Genomic DNA, 15776 nt, shown 5'->3' with positions numbered 1-15776 from the left:
TACGCTTTTCACCCGGAGAGTCAAGCGTTTATTTCGCTTTCCTCTCGCTGACCCGGCGGCTTGTCAGTCGTTGTTCCCGGTCAGTGGAGGCGCATTATAGGGAGTTCTCGGCAGGCCGCAACCCCTAAATGCAAAAAACTTTTCAAGCGCGGATTTTTTCGGCAAAAGAGCAAAAAAGCGGCGAATTTATGTCACTTTTTCAGGCAAACAGCCATAAAAGCTGGCGATCACTGGAGTAAAATAGAAGAAACGAAGTCAGTAAGGATCCGCAGCCATGCCATTAAATGCACAACAACAGGCCGCCCAACGCAATCTTTCTTATCTGCTTGCAGAGAAACTCGGCCAACAAATTCTGGCAGGCGATTATCAGGCCGGCAGCATCCTGCCCGGTGAAATGGAACTGGGCGAGCAATTCGGCGTCAGCCGCACCGCGGTGCGCGAAGCGGTAAAGATGTTAGCCGCCAAAGGCATGTTGTTGCCGCGCCCGCGCATTGGCACCCGCGTGATGCCGCAAAGCCAATGGAATTTCCTCGATCAGGATTTACTGACCTGGTGGATGACGCGGGAAAACTTCGATCAGGTGATGCAACACTTCCTTATATTGCGCACCTCGCTGGAACCGCAGGCCTGCGCGTTGGCGGCAGACCACGCCAGCCCGCAGCAAACCAAACTGCTGGCGGAACTGATGGCGGAAATGCGCGCGCTGCATACCCAGTTTGATCGCGAGCGCTGGATCCAGGTCGATACCCAATTCCACCAGCTCATCTACGAGGCCAGCGGCAATCCGTTCCTGACCTCGTTCGCCAACCTGTTCAGTTCGGTGTATCAGAGTTACTTCCGAGCCATCACCGGCAATGAAGTGATCAAGCTGCGCCACCATCAGGCTATCGTCGATGCGATACTCGCCGGAGACAGCGCAGGCGCCCTCGTCGCCTGCCAAGTTTTGCTGAAAGAGAAAGACTAGACACGCTCCCCGCTTATAGATAGAAGAAAGAGATGAGGGAGAGACGACCATTTAACCAGGACCGACCATGACCCAATCCGCGCGCAGTATGGCAGGACTCCCGTGGATCGCCGCAATGGCGTTCTTTATGCAGGCGCTGGACGCCACCATCCTCAACACGGCGCTGCCGGCGATCGCCCACAGCCTGGGGCACTCGCCGCTGGCGATGCAATCGGCCGTCATCAGCTATACGCTGACGGTGGCGATGCTGATCCCGGTCAGCGGTTGGCTGGCGGACCGCTTCGGCACCCGCCGCGTGTTCATCTTCGCCGTCACGTTATTCACCCTCGGTTCGCTGTTGTGCGCCCTCTCCCCCACGTTGAGCGTGCTGGTTGCCTCTCGCGTGCTGCAGGGCATCGGCGGCGCGATGATGATGCCGGTCGCGCGACTGGCGCTGCTGCGCGCCTACCCGCGCAGCGAACTGCTGCCGGTGCTGAATTTCGTCACCATGCCCGGCCTGGTCGGGCCGATTCTGGGGCCGCTGCTGGGCGGCTGGCTGGTGACCTACGCCACCTGGCATTGGATTTTCCTGATCAATATCCCTATCGGCCTGCTCGGCATCTTCTATGCGCGCAAATACATGCCGGACTTCACCACGCCCAAGCGCCGCTTCGATTTTCTGGGCTTTATGCTGTTCGGCCTGAGCCTGGTGCTGATCTCCACCGGGCTGGAACTGTTTGGCGAGCGGGTGCTGGCGAGCTACGTTTCGCTGGGCATTCTGCTCAGTGGCTTCGTGATGCTGTTCGGCTACATCGCGCACGCCCGCCGTCATCCTCAGCCGCTGATCGGCCTCGACCTGTTCAAAACCCGCACTTTCTCGGTCGGCATCGCCGGCAACGTCGCCTCCAGGTTGGGCACCGGCTGTGTGCCGTTTTTGATGCCGCTCATGCTGCAGGTGGGATTTGGCTACACGGCGATCGTCGCCGGCTGCATGATGGCGCCGACCGCCATCGGCTCGCTGATGGCGAAATCCACCGTCACTCAGGTGTTGCGCTGGTTCGGCTACCGTAAAACGCTGGTCGGCATCACCGTTATCATCGGAGCGCTGATCGCGCAGTTCGCCCTGCAGAGCCCAGGCATGCCGCTGTGGCTGATGATCCTGCCGCTGTTCGTACTGGGCATGGCGATGTCCACCCAGTTCACCGCCATGAATACCATCAGCCTGGCGGATTTGAACGACGCCAACGCCAGCGCCGGCAACAGCGTCCTGGCGGTCACCCAACAGCTGTCCATCAGTTTCGGCGTCGCGATCAGCGCGGCGGTGCTGCGTTTTTACGAATCCCTGTCGTTAGGCACCATGATCGACCACTTCCACTACACCTTTATCACCATGGGGATCGTCACCGTGGCGTCGGCGCTGGTATTTATGTTGCTGAGAAGGAAAGATGGCCGCAACTTGATCAGCGGCCAGGAAAGCAAGAAAGAAGCGAAGGCGGCCAGTTAACGGCGGCCCACCGAGGCGCGTTCCACCAGCTCGGGCGTCAGCACCAGCACCTGGGGAGCGCGCTCCGGGTTTTGCAGGCGGTTGATCAGCGCATCGATCGCCAGCTCGCCCAGCGAATCCTTCGGTTGATGAATGGTGCTCAGCGGCGGCGCCAGATAACGCGCCAGTTCAATGTCATCGTACCCCATCACCGCCATATCCTGCGGCACGGAAAGCCCGGCCTGATACAGCGCCTGATAAACGCCTACCGCCACCGCGTCGTTGCCGGCAAACACCGCATGCGGCGGCTCTTCCAGCGCCAGCAGTTGGCGCATGGCGTTCACGCCGCCCTCAAACTCAAAGTCGCAATGCACTTCATACCCTGTCGGAACCGGTAATCCGGCACGCCGCATCGCGTTGCGATAGCCTTCCAGCCGGTGACGAGCGGTGGTTTTGTCCTGCGGGCCGGCGATGCAGGCAATCTTGCGGTAGCCGCGGGCGATCAGATGATCGGTCGCCATCTCGCCGCCCAGCAGCGAGTTATCCTGAATAATGTCGTTCGCGCCCTCGAACGGCGCCCAGTCCATCATCACGATCGGCAATGACGGGTAGCGACTCAGGGCATCCTGAGATGGCCGGTGATTTTCGGTGCACATCAACAGCAAACCGTCGACGCGCTTTTGCAGCAGCGTCTCCATACTGCGGTTCATGCGCGCGGCGTCTTCTTCGGTATTGCACAGTATCAGGCTGTAGCCGCGTTCATAGCAGCTGCGCTCCACGCCGCGCACCACTTCAGCATAAAACGGGTTGTTGCTGGCGGTCACCAGCATGCCGATGGTGCGGGTCTGATTAAGCTTCAGGCTGCGCGCCAGCGCAGAAGGCGCATAGTTCAACTGTTCCACGGCCGCCATGACCTTGTCGCGCACGCTGTCGCTGACAAAGCGATTGTTGTTGACCACATGCGAAACGGTAGAGGTTGAAACGCCCGCCAGGCGGGCGACATCTTTCATGGTGGCCAAAGGATCACCCCTGTTGCTGCAAGAAGGCGTCGATCTCTTCGCGCCACGGCACCGAAGGCTGCGCGCCGGGGCGGGTGACGGCGATCGCCGCCGCCGCATGGGCGAAACGCACCGCGTCGGCCATGATCTTGCCTTCCAACAGGGCAGTGACCAGCGCGCCGTTAAAGGTATCGCCGGCGGCGATGGTATCCACCGCTTGCACTTTGAAGCCGGGCACCCGTTTGCCGTTGCCGTTTTCGCTCAGCCACACGCCGCGGCTGCCGAGGGTGATGATCACCGTCGCGATGCCTTTGTCGTGCAGCGCCTGCGCCGCGCGCGCCGCATCGGCGTCGCTGTCCACGGCGATGCCGGTCAGGCGCTGCGCTTCGGTTTCATTCGGGGTGATCATATCAATCATCCCCAGCAGCTCGTCCGGCAGCTCGCGCGCCGGGGCCGGGTTGAGGATCACCTGCGTTTGATGTTGCTTGGCCAAGCGGGCGGCGGCGATCACCGTCTCCAACGGCGACTCCAGCTGCATCAGCAGGGCGTCGGCGTCGATGACTTTTTGCCGGTAGCGCGCCAGGTAATCCGGCGTCACCGCGGCGTTGGCGCCGGCATTGATGCCGATCACGTTCTCGCCTTCGGCGTTGACGAAGATCAGCGCCACGCCGGTGGTGCTGTCGGCGATGGCTTCAATCGGTTGGGTATCAATGCGATCGCTCGCCAGCTGCCGGCGGACACGCTCGCCGATATCGTCGGCACCCACGCAGGCGATAAAGGCGATCTCCGCCCCACTGCGCCCGGCCGCCACCGCCTGATTCGCGCCCTTGCCGCCAAACGCCACCTTATACTGCTTCCCGATCACCGTTTCGCCCGGGTGGGGGAATTGTTCAATATTGAGGATATGGTCGGCATTGATGCTGCCCAGAACCACCAGCTTACCTGTTTCCATCGCATTGATTCCTGAATTGCGCGCCATCGTAAACGCCCCGTCCCGATGGCGCTGGTATGACTTACTGAGTGACCAGTTTCAAATCGACCGGAATGGTCGCCGGCACTTTTTCGCCTTTCAGCACTTTATCGGCGGTTTCCACGCCTATCACGCCGATCTGATCGGGACGCTGCGCCACGGTCGCCGCCAGCTTGCCGCCTTCAACCGCTTTCACGCCGTCGGCAGTGCCGTCGAAGCCTACCACGATCACGTCGGTTTTACCGGCGGTTTGCAGCGCACGCAGCGCGCCCAGCGCCATTTCATCGTTCTGGGCAAATACCGCCTGCACATCCGGGTGAGCGGTCAGCAGGTTCTGCATCACGTTCAGGCCCTTGGTGCGGTCGAAATCGGCCGGCTGGCTGGCCAGCAGCTTGAATTTATTCTGATCCAGCGACTGTTTGAAGCCTTCGCCGCGTTCACGCGCGGCGGAGGTGCCGGCAATGCCTTCCAGCTGAATCACCTTGGCGTCGGCGCCCGCTTTCTTGGCGATGAAGTCGCCGGCCATTTTGCCGCCCACGCGGTTATCCGAAGCGATATGGCTCACCACTTCACCCTTGCTCGCCACGCGGTCCAGCGTGATGACCGGGATCTTAGCCTGGTTGGCCATCTTGATGGCGTTGCCCACCGCATCGGAGTCGGTCGGGTTGATCAACAGCAGCTTGGGCGCCCGCACCATCAGATCCTGCACGTTGGCCAGCTCTTTCGCCGGGTTGTTTTGGGAATCCAGCACCACCAGGTTATAACCCAGCTTGTTGGCCTCTTGCTGCGCCCCATCCTTCATCGAGACGAAGAACGGGTTGTTGAGGGTGGACACCACCAGCGCGATGGTGTCTTTGGCCATGGCATTGGCGCTCAGGGTGGCGCTCAACGCGATGGCGGAAGCTAAGGTTGCCAGTTTTTTCATTTTCATCATCGTGATTCCTGTAGGGGGAGGTTACTTGTTGCTTTTGTTATCTACCAGAACCGCCAGCAGTATCACCACTGCCTTCACGATCATTTGGTAGTAGGAAGAAACACCCAGTAAATTCAGGCCGTTGTTCAGAAAACCGAGGATCAGCGCCCCGATCAGCGTGCCGACGATGCGTCCCTTGCCGCCGGCCAGGCTGGTGCCGCCCAGCACCACGGCGGCGATGGCGTCCAGCTCATAGCCGGTGCCGGCAGTCGGCTGCGCCGACGAGAGGCGCGCTACTTCGATCACCCCCGCCAGCGCCGCCAGCAGGCCGCACAGCGAATAGACGATAATTTTCACTTTATCGACGCTGATACCGGACAGGCGTGTCGCCGCTTCATTGCCGCCCAGGGCATAAATATAGCGGCCCAGGCGCGTATGGTGCAGCATATACCAGGCGGCGATGAACACGAACGCCATGATCCAGATCGGCGTAGGCACACCCAGCGGACGGCCGATGCCGAACCAACCAAAGGTGTCGGCCACGTCGGTGAAACCGGTATTGATCGGGCTGCCGTTGGTGTACACCATGGTGACGCCGCGCAGCAGCAGCATCATCACCAGCGTAGCGATAAAGGCTTGCACCTTGCCTTTGGCGACGATCACCCCGGTGCAGGCGCCAATCGCGGCGCCCAGCGCCAAGGCCGCCGCCACCGCCACCAGCGCGTTGACTTCAAAGCCGACGATCGACGCTGCCACCGCGCCGGTCAGGGCCAGCAGCGATCCCACCGACAGATCGATGCCGGAAGTGAGGATCACCAGCGTCATCCCCACCGCCATGATGGCGTTGACCGAGGTCTGCTGCAGAATATTGAACAGGTTGTTCAGGGTGAAGAAGTTCGGGCTCATGGAAGAGACCACGGCGATCAGCACCAGCAGCGCAATCAACGACTTCTGCTCTAACAGCCATTCTTTACTGAACCAGCGCTTAGCTGCGATAGTCTGGGAACTCATATCTGATTACTCCTGCTTTACGCCGTATTGCTTGCCGACGGCTGCCGCCATCAACGCTTCCTGGGTGGCCTGTTCAATCGGGAACTCGCCGCTGAGATGCCCTTCGTGCATCACCAGAATGCGATCGCTCATGCCCATCACCTCCGGCATTTCCGAAGACACCAGAATGATGCTCAGCCCTTCCTGCTTGAACTGGTTGATTAACTGATAGATCTCTTTTTTCGCCCCGACATCGACGCCGCGCGTCGGCTCATCGAGGATCAGCACCTTCGGCCGGGTCATCAGGCCGCGGGCGATCGCCACTTTCTGCTGATTACCGCCGGAAAGCAGACCTATCGGCTGCTCCATCGACGGCGTTTTGATATTGAACAGGCGGATGAAGTCCCCCACCGCCTGCCGCTCGTCGGCCTGTTTCAGGCTGCCGTCGGCGCGGCTGAAGTAGCGCAGCGCGGTCAGAGACATGTTTTCCTTTACCGACATGCCCAGCACCAGGCCGTCGCGCTTACGGTCTTCCGAGATATAGACGATGCCGTTCGCCAATCCATCCTGCGGCGAATGGGTGACCACCTCGCGGCCGTCGAGGTTGACGGTGCCGGCCTTGCGCGGCGCGGCGCCGTACAGAATCTTCATCAATTCGGTGCGCCCGGCGCCCATCAAGCCGGCCACGCCGAGGATCTCACCGCGATACAGCGTAAAGCTGACGTCTTCAACGCCGGGTCCGGAAAGATGACTGACTTCCAGCCGCTTTTCCCCGCGCGGTAAATCAAGGCGCGGGTATTGTTCTTCCAGCTTGCGACCGACCATCATCTCAATCAGCGAATCTTCCTGCAGCTCGCTCACCGGCCGCTCGGCGATGAACTGCCCGTCGCGAAATACCGTCACGTCGTCGCAGATTTCAAAGATCTCTTTCAGACGGTGTGAGATATAGACGATGCCGCGCCCTTCGGCCTTCAGCTCATTGATCACCTTGAACAGCGAGGCGGTTTCGGTGTCGGTCAACGCATCGGTTGGTTCGTCCATGATGATCACTTTCGATTCGAAGCTCAGCACCTTGGCAATCTCCACCATCTGCTGATCGCCAATCGACAGCTCGCCCACCAGCCGGTGGCTGCTGTAGCGCAGGTTGAGGCGCGCCAGCAAGCGATCGGCCTCGGCGTACATGCGCTTCCAGTCAATGCGGCCGAAACGGTTGACGAACTCGCGGCCGAGGAAGATGTTTTCCGCAATCGTCAGCTGCGGGATCAGGTTCAGCTCCTGGTGGATAATGCCGATGCCCGCTTCCTGCGAATCCTTAGGCCCGTTGAACGCCACCTCTTTACCGAGAAAATACTGACTGCCTGCGTCTTTCTGGTAGATGCCGGTCAGCACTTTCATCATGGTGGACTTCCCGGCGCCGTTTTCCCCCACCAGCGCCATCACCTTGCCGGGATAAACGCTGAGAGCGGCGCCGGAAAGCGCCTTCACGCCGGGAAAGGCTTTATCAATCCCTTTCAGTTGCAGTAAAGGTTGCATAAACGCCTCAGAAAGTTACGCCGGCGCACAGGATCACGTTCGCGTAAGGCGAACACTCCCCGCTGCGGATCACCGCCCGGCTGTGCTCGGTTTGCGCTTTAAACGCCTGATGGCTGATATAACGCACGCCGATGGTATTGCCCTGGCGTTGGCCCAGTGCGTTCAGTTCAGCCAACAATGCCTCGTGGAGCGACGGATTTTGTTTCACGATTTCTTCCGCCAGGATGGCGCTTTCTACCTGCATCTCTTGCGTGACCGCCGCGAACACCTGCATGAAGGTCGGCACGCCCTGCGTCAGCGCCAGATCGATGCGCTGCGTCGCCGCCGGTATCGGCAAACCCGCATCGCACAAGGTGAGCTGATCGGTATGCCCCAGCCGGGCAATCACGGCAGACACGTCGGAATTCAGTAATACGCCTTTTTTCATCTTCTCACTCCGCTAGCGAAACGTTTCGCTCTCTGGAGGAGTGTAAAAAAACGGCAGGGGAAGGCAACCCGGACAATGCAGAAGTGTGATCGTCATCGAAACGTTTCGTTCGCGCACGGAGAAAGCGCAAACAAAAGGGGCCCAGCCTAGCTGAGCCCCTGTCAGGCGGGTTAGATCTCGACCTGCGTGCCGAGCTCGATGACCCGGTTCGGCGGGATTTCGAACTGATCCGGTGCGCGCAGCGCATTGCGGCTCAGAGCAACGAACAGTTTGCCGCGCAGGTAGAGGTACCATGGCCGCTTGGTGAGGATCAGCGATTCATGGGACATGAAGAACGACGTCTCCGACATGCGGCACGGCAACCCTTCCAGCCCGCAGCGGTGGAACACTTCCTCCACGTTCGGCGTTTCGCGCCAGCCGTAGCTGGCCACCACCCGCCAGAAGGTCGGCGACAGCTGCTCGATGGTCACCCGGCGCACGTTGTGCACGTAAGGCGCATCCTCGGTGCGCAGCGTCAGCAGCACCACGCGCTCGTGCAGCACCTTATTGTGTTTCAGGTTATGCAACAGCGCAAAAGGAATGACGTTGGTGGCGCGCGACAAGAAGACCGCGGTGCCCGGCACCCGTACCGGCGGCGATTTCTCCAGCGAGGCAATCATCGCCTCCAGTGAGTTGCCGTGCTCATGCAGACGACGCAACAGGCGGAAGCGCTCGCTCTTCCAGGTAGTCATAATGATGAACATCACCAGCGCCAGGGTCAGCGGCAGCCAGCCGCCGGAGAACAGCTTCAGGGCGTTGGCGGAGAACATCGGCACGTCGATGATCAGCAAGATGGTTACGATGCCGATCGCCAGGAAGCGGTTCCAGTGCCAGTTATTAATCGCCACCGAAGTGACCAGTATGCTGGTCAGCACCATGGTGCCGGTGACGGCGATACCGTACGCCGCCGCCAGGTTGCTGGAGTGTTCGAAGCCGATGATCACCAGCACCACCGAGATATACAGCGTCCAGTTGATCACCGGAATGTAGATCTGGCCGGATTCCATTTCCGAGGTGTGAATGATGCGCATCGGCGACAAATACCCCAGGCGCACCGCCTGGCGAGTCAGCGAGAAGACGCCGGAAATCACCGCCTGCGAGGCGATGACCGTTGCCAGGGTTGCCAGAATCAGCAGCGGGATCAGCGCCCAGTCGGGCGCCAGCAGGAAGAATGGGTTTTTGATCGCTTCAGGGTTTTTCAGCAGCAACGCCCCCTGGCCGAAGTAGTTGAGCACCAGCGAAGGCAGCACCACGGAGAACCAGGCCAGGCGGATCGGGAACTTGCCGAAGTGCCCCATGTCGGCATACAGCGCCTCAACGCCGGTGATCGACAGCACCACCGCCCCCAACGCGAAGAACGACACCTTCTTATATTCCATAAAGAAGTTAAGCGCCCATTTGGGATTCAGCGCCTGCAGCACTTCGGGGTTCGAAATGATGCTGCGCGCGCCCAGCACCGCCAACACGATGAACCACAACAGCATTACCGGGGCGAACAGCTTGCCGACGCTGCCGGTGCCGTGTTTTTGGATAACGAACAGCAGGGTCAGCACCAGAATCGAGAGCGGCACGATATAGGCGTCGAGCGCAGGCGCGGCGATTTCCAACCCCTCTATCGCCGACATCACCGAGATCGCCGGGGTGATCACCACCTCGCCATAGAAGAAGCTGCCGCCGATCAGGCCCAGTATCACCAGCACTGCGGTGGTGCGCGCCGAGGTATTGCGCCCGGCCAGCGACATCAGCGTCAAAATGCCGCCTTCGCCGGCGTTGTCCGCCCGCATCACGTAGGTGAGATATTTGAGGGAAACGATCACGATCAGCATCCAGAAAATCAGCGACAGGAAGCCGAAAACCACGTCTGGACGAACATCGAAGCCGTAATGGCCGGAGAAACACTCTCTCAACGTATAGAGAGGACTGGTGCCGATATCACCGTAGACCACGCCGATGGCAGCCAGGGTTACCGCCGATAGGGACTGCTTATGCTCTGCGCTCATAATTCGTTTCTTTATCAGAACATCCGTTAGCGATGCATCCGCATCAGGCAAAATACGGGCTCAAAGATCCGTCACGCCCACCAGAAAGCCGCACAGTATGCACCATTTATACCGCTTGCCTACCCTTATATCAGAGCCGAAAAATAAACAAAATGTGAACCGGATATCCGACTCAACTGAGAAAATTTTTACTAATCAATAAGCTATACCATTAAAAATAATGGTGGTTTATCATCGAATTATCGACCAAGATTGGCTAACTCTCGGACAATACGACGATTATATGACGCCATCATCCCTTCTGGCAGAACGAATTTCCCGCCTCAGCAGCGCGCTGGAGAGCGGCCTTTATGAGCGGCAAGAGGCGATCCGCCTGTGCCTGCTGGCGGCGCTGAGCGGCGAAAGCGTATTCTTGCTCGGCCCGCCCGGCATCGCCAAAAGCCTGATCGCGCGCCGGCTGAAGTTTGCCTTCCGCAACGCCCGCTCTTTTGAATACCTGATGACGCGCTTTTCCACGCCGGAAGAGGTCTTCGGCCCGCTCTCGATTCAGGCGCTGAAAGATGAAGGGCGCTATCAACGCCTGACCGCCGGCTATCTGCCGGAAGCGGAGATCGTGTTTCTGGACGAGATCTGGAAGGCCGGCCCGGCGATCCTCAACACCCTGCTGACGGCGATCAACGAACGCCGCTTTCGCAACGGCAACAGCGAAGAACCGATCCCGCTGCGCCTGCTGGTCACCGCTTCCAACGAACTGCCCGAAGCGGACAACAGCCTCGAAGCCCTGTATGACCGCATGCTGATTCGCCTGTGGCTGGACAAGGTGCAGGATAAACAGAATTTCCGCTCGCTGCTGGTCAACCGCCAGAGCGAAAGCCAAAACCCGGTGCCGGCGGCGCTGAGCATCAGCGACGAAGAGTTTCTGCAGTGGCAGCCGCAGATCGATAAGGTGGCGCTGCCGGAAGCCTGCTTTGAGCTGATTTTCCAACTGCGCCAGCGGCTGGACGCGCTGGAACAGGCGCCGTACGTCTCCGATCGACGCTGGAAAAAAGCCCTGCGCCTGCTGCAGGCCTGCGCCTTCTTCAGCGGGCGCGACGCCATCGCCCCGCTCGATCTGATGCTGTTGAAAGACTGCCTGTGGCACGATCTCACCTCGCTGAAGCTGCTGCAACAGCAGATCGATCAACTGCTGACCGAATCGGCCTATCAGCAGCAGTCGATGTTGATCCAACTGCAACAGATCCATACCCGCTGGATGCAGGACCAGCAGCAACAAAGCGACCGGCAGGCCATCAGCCTGGTGAAAAAAGGCGGGATGTTCAGCCGCAAACCGCAATACGCGCTGGCCACGCCGTTCGCCGGCGGCACCCTCACCCTGCTGCTGCAAAAACCGCTGCAGCTGCATGACATTCAGGTCAACCATCTGAGCATCGAAAGCAGCGCGCTGGACAACTGGCTGCAAAAAGGCGGCGACGTGCGCGCCAAGTTGAACGGCATCGGCTTCGCGCAGCCGATCGATTTGGACGTCGATGACCAACTGCACCTGACGGTGTTGGACGTCAGCCGCCAGCCGTCGCTGCTGGCGCTGCCGGGCAAACAGGCTACCGCTACGCCGCAGGCGCTGCTGGATGAAATGGACGCATTGGCCCAGCGCCTGGCGGAGCAGCGCCGCGCCTTCAGCCAACATCAGCCCTGCCTGTTCACGTCCGCCGCCGGTCTGGCCAAGATCGAAGCCAGTCTGCTGCAGGTCGCGGAACAGGTTAAACAGCAACAGCAGCAAATGCGCGGCCAGTAACCATGCTCAGTCTGGAGACGCTCGATCTGCTGCTGGCGATCACCGAAGGCGAGATGATCGAGGAGATGATAGTCGGCATGCTGGCGGCGCCGCAGCTGTCGGTATTTTTTAAAAAGTTTCCGGCCCTACGCCGAGCGCTGGATCGCGATCTGCCGCGCTGGAAGCTGCAGCTAAAGGAGCGTTTGCAGGAGGCCATGGTGCCGCCGGCGTTGGCGCAGGAATTCTATCGCTACCAACAGTGCCAGCTGGAGAACAATACCCAGTTCTATCACAACCTCAACGACACGATGGAGCTGCTGCGCCAGCTGGTTTCCCCGTTTTATGAACAGGCGCGCGCGCTGGTGGACGCCGCCGATCTGCCCAATCATCCGTTGGACGACAGTTTTCAAACGCTGTTTCTGCAGCGCTGGCGCATCAGCCTGACGCTGCAGGCCACCATGTTGCACCACCAGTTGCTGGAACAAGAGCGCGAGCAGCTGATGGCGGAACTGCAGGAACGCCTGGCGCTGAGCGGCGCGCTGGAACCGCTGCTGTCGGAAAACGACACCGCCGCCGGCAGGCTGTGGGACATGAGCAAAGGCCAGCTGCAGCGCGGCGATTACCAGCGGCTGGTGGAGTACGGCAACTTTTTGCAGCAGCAGCCGGAGCTGAAAAAGCTGGCGCAGCAGCTGGGCCGCAGCTATCAGGCCAAGGCGGTGCCGCAGCAGGACGCGCAGCCGGAGCCGTTCAGGGTTATGGTGCAGGTGCCGGCCACGCTGCCGGAAGAAGTGAGCGGCATTCATCAAAGCGACGACATTCTGCGCCTGCTGCCGCCGGAGCTGGCGACGCTGGGGATTGAAGAGCTGGAATTCGAGTTTTATCGCCGCCTGCTGGAAAAGCGACTGCTGAGCTACCGCCTGCAGGGCGACGTCTGGCAGGAACAGATCTTGATCCGTCAGGTCACCCACCAGCAGCAGGATCAGCAGCCGCGCGGGCCGTTTATCGTCTGCGTGGACACCTCCGGATCGATGGGCGGTTTCAACGAACAGTGCGCCAAGGCGTTCTGTCTGGCGCTGCTGCGCATTGCGCTGGCGGACAACCGCCGCTGCTATATCATGCTGTTCGCCAACCAGATCGTGCATTACGAACTCACCGCCGCCAGCGGCATCGAACAAGCGGTGCGCTTTCTCGGCCAGCAGTTTCGTGGCGGCACCGATCTGGCGGCCTGCCTGAACGCCACCGTCACCAAAATGGCGGAGAGCGGCTGGTTCGACGCCGATGCGGTGATCATTTCCGATTTTATCGCCCAGCGGTTGCCGGAGGAGGTAATAAAGAAGGTGAAACAGCAGCAGCAAAGCCACCAGCAGCGTTTCCACGCGGTGGCGATGTCCGCCTACGGCAAACCCGGCATCATGCGCATCTTCGATCACATCTGGCGCTTCGATACCGGGTTGAAAAGCCGGTTGATGCGCCGCTGGCGGCGCTAGGCGGAATCAGAGCAGGCCTTCAACCGCGTCGCGCACTTCCGGCGACCACACGCCGCACTGCACCTGGCCGATATGCGACAGCTGCAACAGCAACATCACCAAACGCGACTGACCGATGCCGCCACCGATGGTCTGCGGCATATCGCCGCGAAGCAACGACTGATGCCATTCCAGCTTCATACGATCTTCATCGCCGGTCAGCGCCAGCTGATGTTTCAGCGCTGCGGCGTCGACGCGGATGCCCATGGAAGAAAGCTCGAAAGCGTCCTGCAGCACCGGGTTCCACACCACGATATCGCCGTTCAGGCCCGACAGGCCATCCGCCGTCGGCGTGGTCCAGTCATCATAATCCGGCGCACGCACATCATGCGATTTGCCGTGCGACAGCTTGCCGCCGATGCCGATCAGGAACACCGCGCCCAGCTCTTTGGCGATCGCCCGCTCACGCCCTTTGGCGTCCAGATCCGGATAGCGCTGCAGCAGGGTTTCGCTGTGCACGAAGTGGATCTGTTCCGGTAGGAACGGGGTCAGGCCATGCTCACGGCTGACTTCCGCTTCCGTCGCCTTGATCGCGGCGTAAATGCTGCGCACGGTACTTTTCAGATAGTCCAGACCGCGCTCACCGTCGCCCATCACCCGCTCCCAGTCCCACTGATCGACGTACACCGAGTGGATTGGCGTCAGGCGGTCTTCATCCGGGCGCAGCGCCTTCATATGGGTGTACAGGCCTTCGCCGGCACCAAAATCGTAGCTGCCCAGGGTCTTGCGTTTCCATTTCGCCAGTGAGTGCACCACTTCGAAGGTGGCGTCCGGCAAGGTTTTGACTTTGACCTGCACCGCTTTCTCGCTGCCGGAGAGGTTATCCTGCGTGCCGTCGCCCAGGCGGCTAAGGATCGGGGCCTGCACTTCGATCAGACCGAGCTGCTGTTCCAGCTGGCGGGAGAAGAAGGATTTGACCTGGCTGATTTGTTGTTGTTTTTGGATAAACTGTTTTTTCATTGCCGTATCTCTTGTAAACCTGTCTCTGTTGCCATCGATTAAGCAACAAAATGATGCACCAATTCAATATCCGCTAATCAATATTGCCTTTTCACTTTTAATCGTTCATTTTTACCCGGACTGAATTCAACAATCGTTAATTAATGGGGAATTAAATGGCGGAAATTTATCAGATCGATAATCTCGATCGCGGCATCCTCAACGCCCTGATGGACAATGCGCGCACACCGTACGCCGAACTGGCGAAAAACTTCGCCGTCAGCCCCGGCACCATTCACGTGCGGGTGGAAAAGATGAAACAGGCCGGGATCATCACCGGCGCGCGCATTGACGTCAGTCCCAAACAGCTGGGCTACGACGTGTGCTGCTTTATCGGCATCATATTAAAGAGCGCCAAGGACTACCCTTCGGCACTGAAGAAGCTGGAAAGCCTGGAAGAAGTGGTGGAAGCCTATTACACCACCGGCCACTACAGCGTCTTTATTAAAGTGATGTGCCGCTCGATCGACGCGTTGCAACAGGTACTTATCAACAAGATCCAGACCATCGACGAGATCCAGTCTACCGAAACGCTGATCTCGCTGCAGAACCCCATTATGCGCACCATCGTGCCGTAACCCGCCAAATTGCATACCCACATTATCCACAGGTAGATCCCAGCCGATTCACAGCGTACAATGCAGCCACTTTGAGTGAGAAGGTTGGGATCGTTGGTTCATGGCAGACATTACTCTGATCAGTGGCAGTACGCTTGGCAGCGCCGAATACGTGGCTGAACATTTGGCTGAAAAGCTGGAAGACGCGGGTTTTTCTACCGAGATGCTGCACGGCCCTGAACTGGATGAACTGCCGTTGAACGGCCGCTGGCTGGTGGTCTCTTCCACGCACGGCGCCGGCGAACTACCGGATAACCTTCAGCCGCTGTTGGAACAGATCGCTGAGCAGCAGCCGGATCTTTCAGAAGTGCAGTTCGGCGCCGTCGGTTTAGGCAGTTCGGAATACGACACCTTCTGCGGTGCGATCAAACAGATCGACGATCTGTTGATCGCCAGAGGCGCTAAAAGGATCGGCGATCGTCTCGAGATCGACGTGACCGAGCATGAAATTCCCGAGGATCCGGCCGAGGAATGGGTAAAAAACTGGATTAATTTACTCTAATTCGTCTAAAGATCGCGCGAACGATTGTGGATAACTAAGCTTAAAAGCAGGGTAAAAGCCGTAGT

14 protein-coding genes are annotated in these 15776 nt (G+C 59.5%); 6 read left to right on the top strand and 8 right to left on the bottom strand.

Annotated elements, in window-relative coordinates:
* Positions 1-274: 274 nt before the first annotated feature.
* A complete protein-coding gene (locus tag J9788_RS18385) occupies positions 275-964 on the top strand; it encodes a FadR/GntR family transcriptional regulator (protein WP_033652336.1) in 690 nt (229 codons plus the stop codon).
* Positions 965-1031: 67 nt separating this feature from the next.
* The gene (mdtD, locus tag J9788_RS18380; protein ID WP_033645165.1) at positions 1032-2447 is read left to right on the top strand and encodes a multidrug transporter subunit MdtD; all 1416 of its coding nucleotides are present in this window, start codon (positions 1032-1034) and stop codon (positions 2445-2447) included.
* Here mdtD and rbsR read toward each other — a convergent pair.
* From rbsR to kup, 7 genes are all read right to left on the bottom strand, one after another.
* A complete protein-coding gene (rbsR, locus tag J9788_RS18375; protein WP_004933756.1) occupies positions 2444-3445 on the bottom strand; it encodes a ribose operon transcriptional repressor RbsR in 1002 nt (333 codons plus the stop codon). The genes mdtD and rbsR overlap by 4 nt on opposite strands.
* A 4-nt stretch (positions 3446-3449) precedes the next feature.
* On the bottom strand, positions 3450-4376 hold the full coding sequence (gene rbsK, locus J9788_RS18370) for a ribokinase (protein WP_046898746.1): 927 nt from the start codon (positions 4374-4376) through the stop codon (positions 3450-3452).
* 61 nt (positions 4377-4437) lie between these two features.
* A complete protein-coding gene (gene rbsB, locus J9788_RS18365) occupies positions 4438-5325 on the bottom strand; it encodes a ribose ABC transporter substrate-binding protein RbsB (protein WP_028128068.1) in 888 nt (295 codons plus the stop codon).
* Between the two features lie 24 nt (positions 5326-5349).
* Positions 5350-6318, bottom strand: a complete 969-nt coding sequence (rbsC, locus tag J9788_RS18360; RefSeq protein WP_182265595.1) for a ribose ABC transporter permease — start codon at positions 6316-6318, stop codon at positions 5350-5352.
* 6 nt (positions 6319-6324) lie between these two features.
* Complete coding sequence (gene rbsA / locus J9788_RS18355) at positions 6325-7830, bottom strand: ribose ABC transporter ATP-binding protein RbsA (RefSeq protein ID WP_033652332.1); 1506 nt, start codon at positions 7828-7830, stop codon at positions 6325-6327.
* Positions 7831-7837: 7 nt separating this feature from the next.
* A complete protein-coding gene (gene rbsD, locus J9788_RS18350) occupies positions 7838-8257 on the bottom strand; it encodes a D-ribose pyranase (protein WP_182265596.1) in 420 nt (139 codons plus the stop codon).
* 170 nt (positions 8258-8427) lie between these two features.
* A complete protein-coding gene (kup, locus tag J9788_RS18345) occupies positions 8428-10296 on the bottom strand; it encodes a low affinity potassium transporter Kup (protein ID WP_182265597.1) in 1869 nt (622 codons plus the stop codon).
* A gap of 283 nt (positions 10297-10579) precedes the next feature.
* Here kup and ravA point away from each other — a divergent pair, with 283 nt between their 5' ends.
* Both ravA and viaA read left to right on the top strand, forming a co-directional pair.
* Positions 10580-12088: an ATPase RavA gene (gene ravA, locus J9788_RS18340; protein WP_182265598.1), complete on the top strand. Its 1509-nt coding sequence runs from the start codon at positions 10580-10582 to the stop codon at positions 12086-12088.
* Between the two features lie 2 nt (positions 12089-12090).
* Positions 12091-13554, top strand: coding sequence for an ATPase RavA stimulator ViaA (gene viaA, locus J9788_RS18335; RefSeq protein WP_033652330.1), 1464 nt, complete (start codon positions 12091-12093; stop codon positions 13552-13554).
* A gap of 6 nt (positions 13555-13560) precedes the next feature.
* On the opposite strand, the gene asnA is transcribed toward viaA, so the two are convergent.
* Complete coding sequence (gene asnA, locus J9788_RS18330; protein WP_182265599.1) at positions 13561-14553, bottom strand: aspartate--ammonia ligase; 993 nt, start codon at positions 14551-14553, stop codon at positions 13561-13563.
* A gap of 155 nt (positions 14554-14708) precedes the next feature.
* Here asnA and asnC point away from each other — a divergent pair, with 155 nt between their 5' ends.
* Positions 14709-15170, top strand: a complete 462-nt coding sequence (gene asnC / locus J9788_RS18325; protein ID WP_004933786.1) for a transcriptional regulator AsnC — start codon at positions 14709-14711, stop codon at positions 15168-15170.
* Positions 15171-15270: 100 nt separating this feature from the next.
* Positions 15271-15711 carry an FMN-binding protein MioC gene (gene mioC / locus J9788_RS18320; protein ID WP_015379470.1) on the top strand — a complete coding sequence of 147 codons (441 nt, stop codon included), beginning with the start codon at positions 15271-15273 and terminating at the stop codon, positions 15709-15711.
* Positions 15712-15776: the final 65 nt, after the last annotated feature.

The sequence above is a fragment of the Serratia sp. X10 genome (assembly GCF_017811775.1).
Lineage (GTDB): Bacteria > Pseudomonadota > Gammaproteobacteria > Enterobacterales > Enterobacteriaceae > Serratia > Serratia ureilytica.
This window is presented reverse-complemented; position numbering and strand designations above follow the sequence as displayed.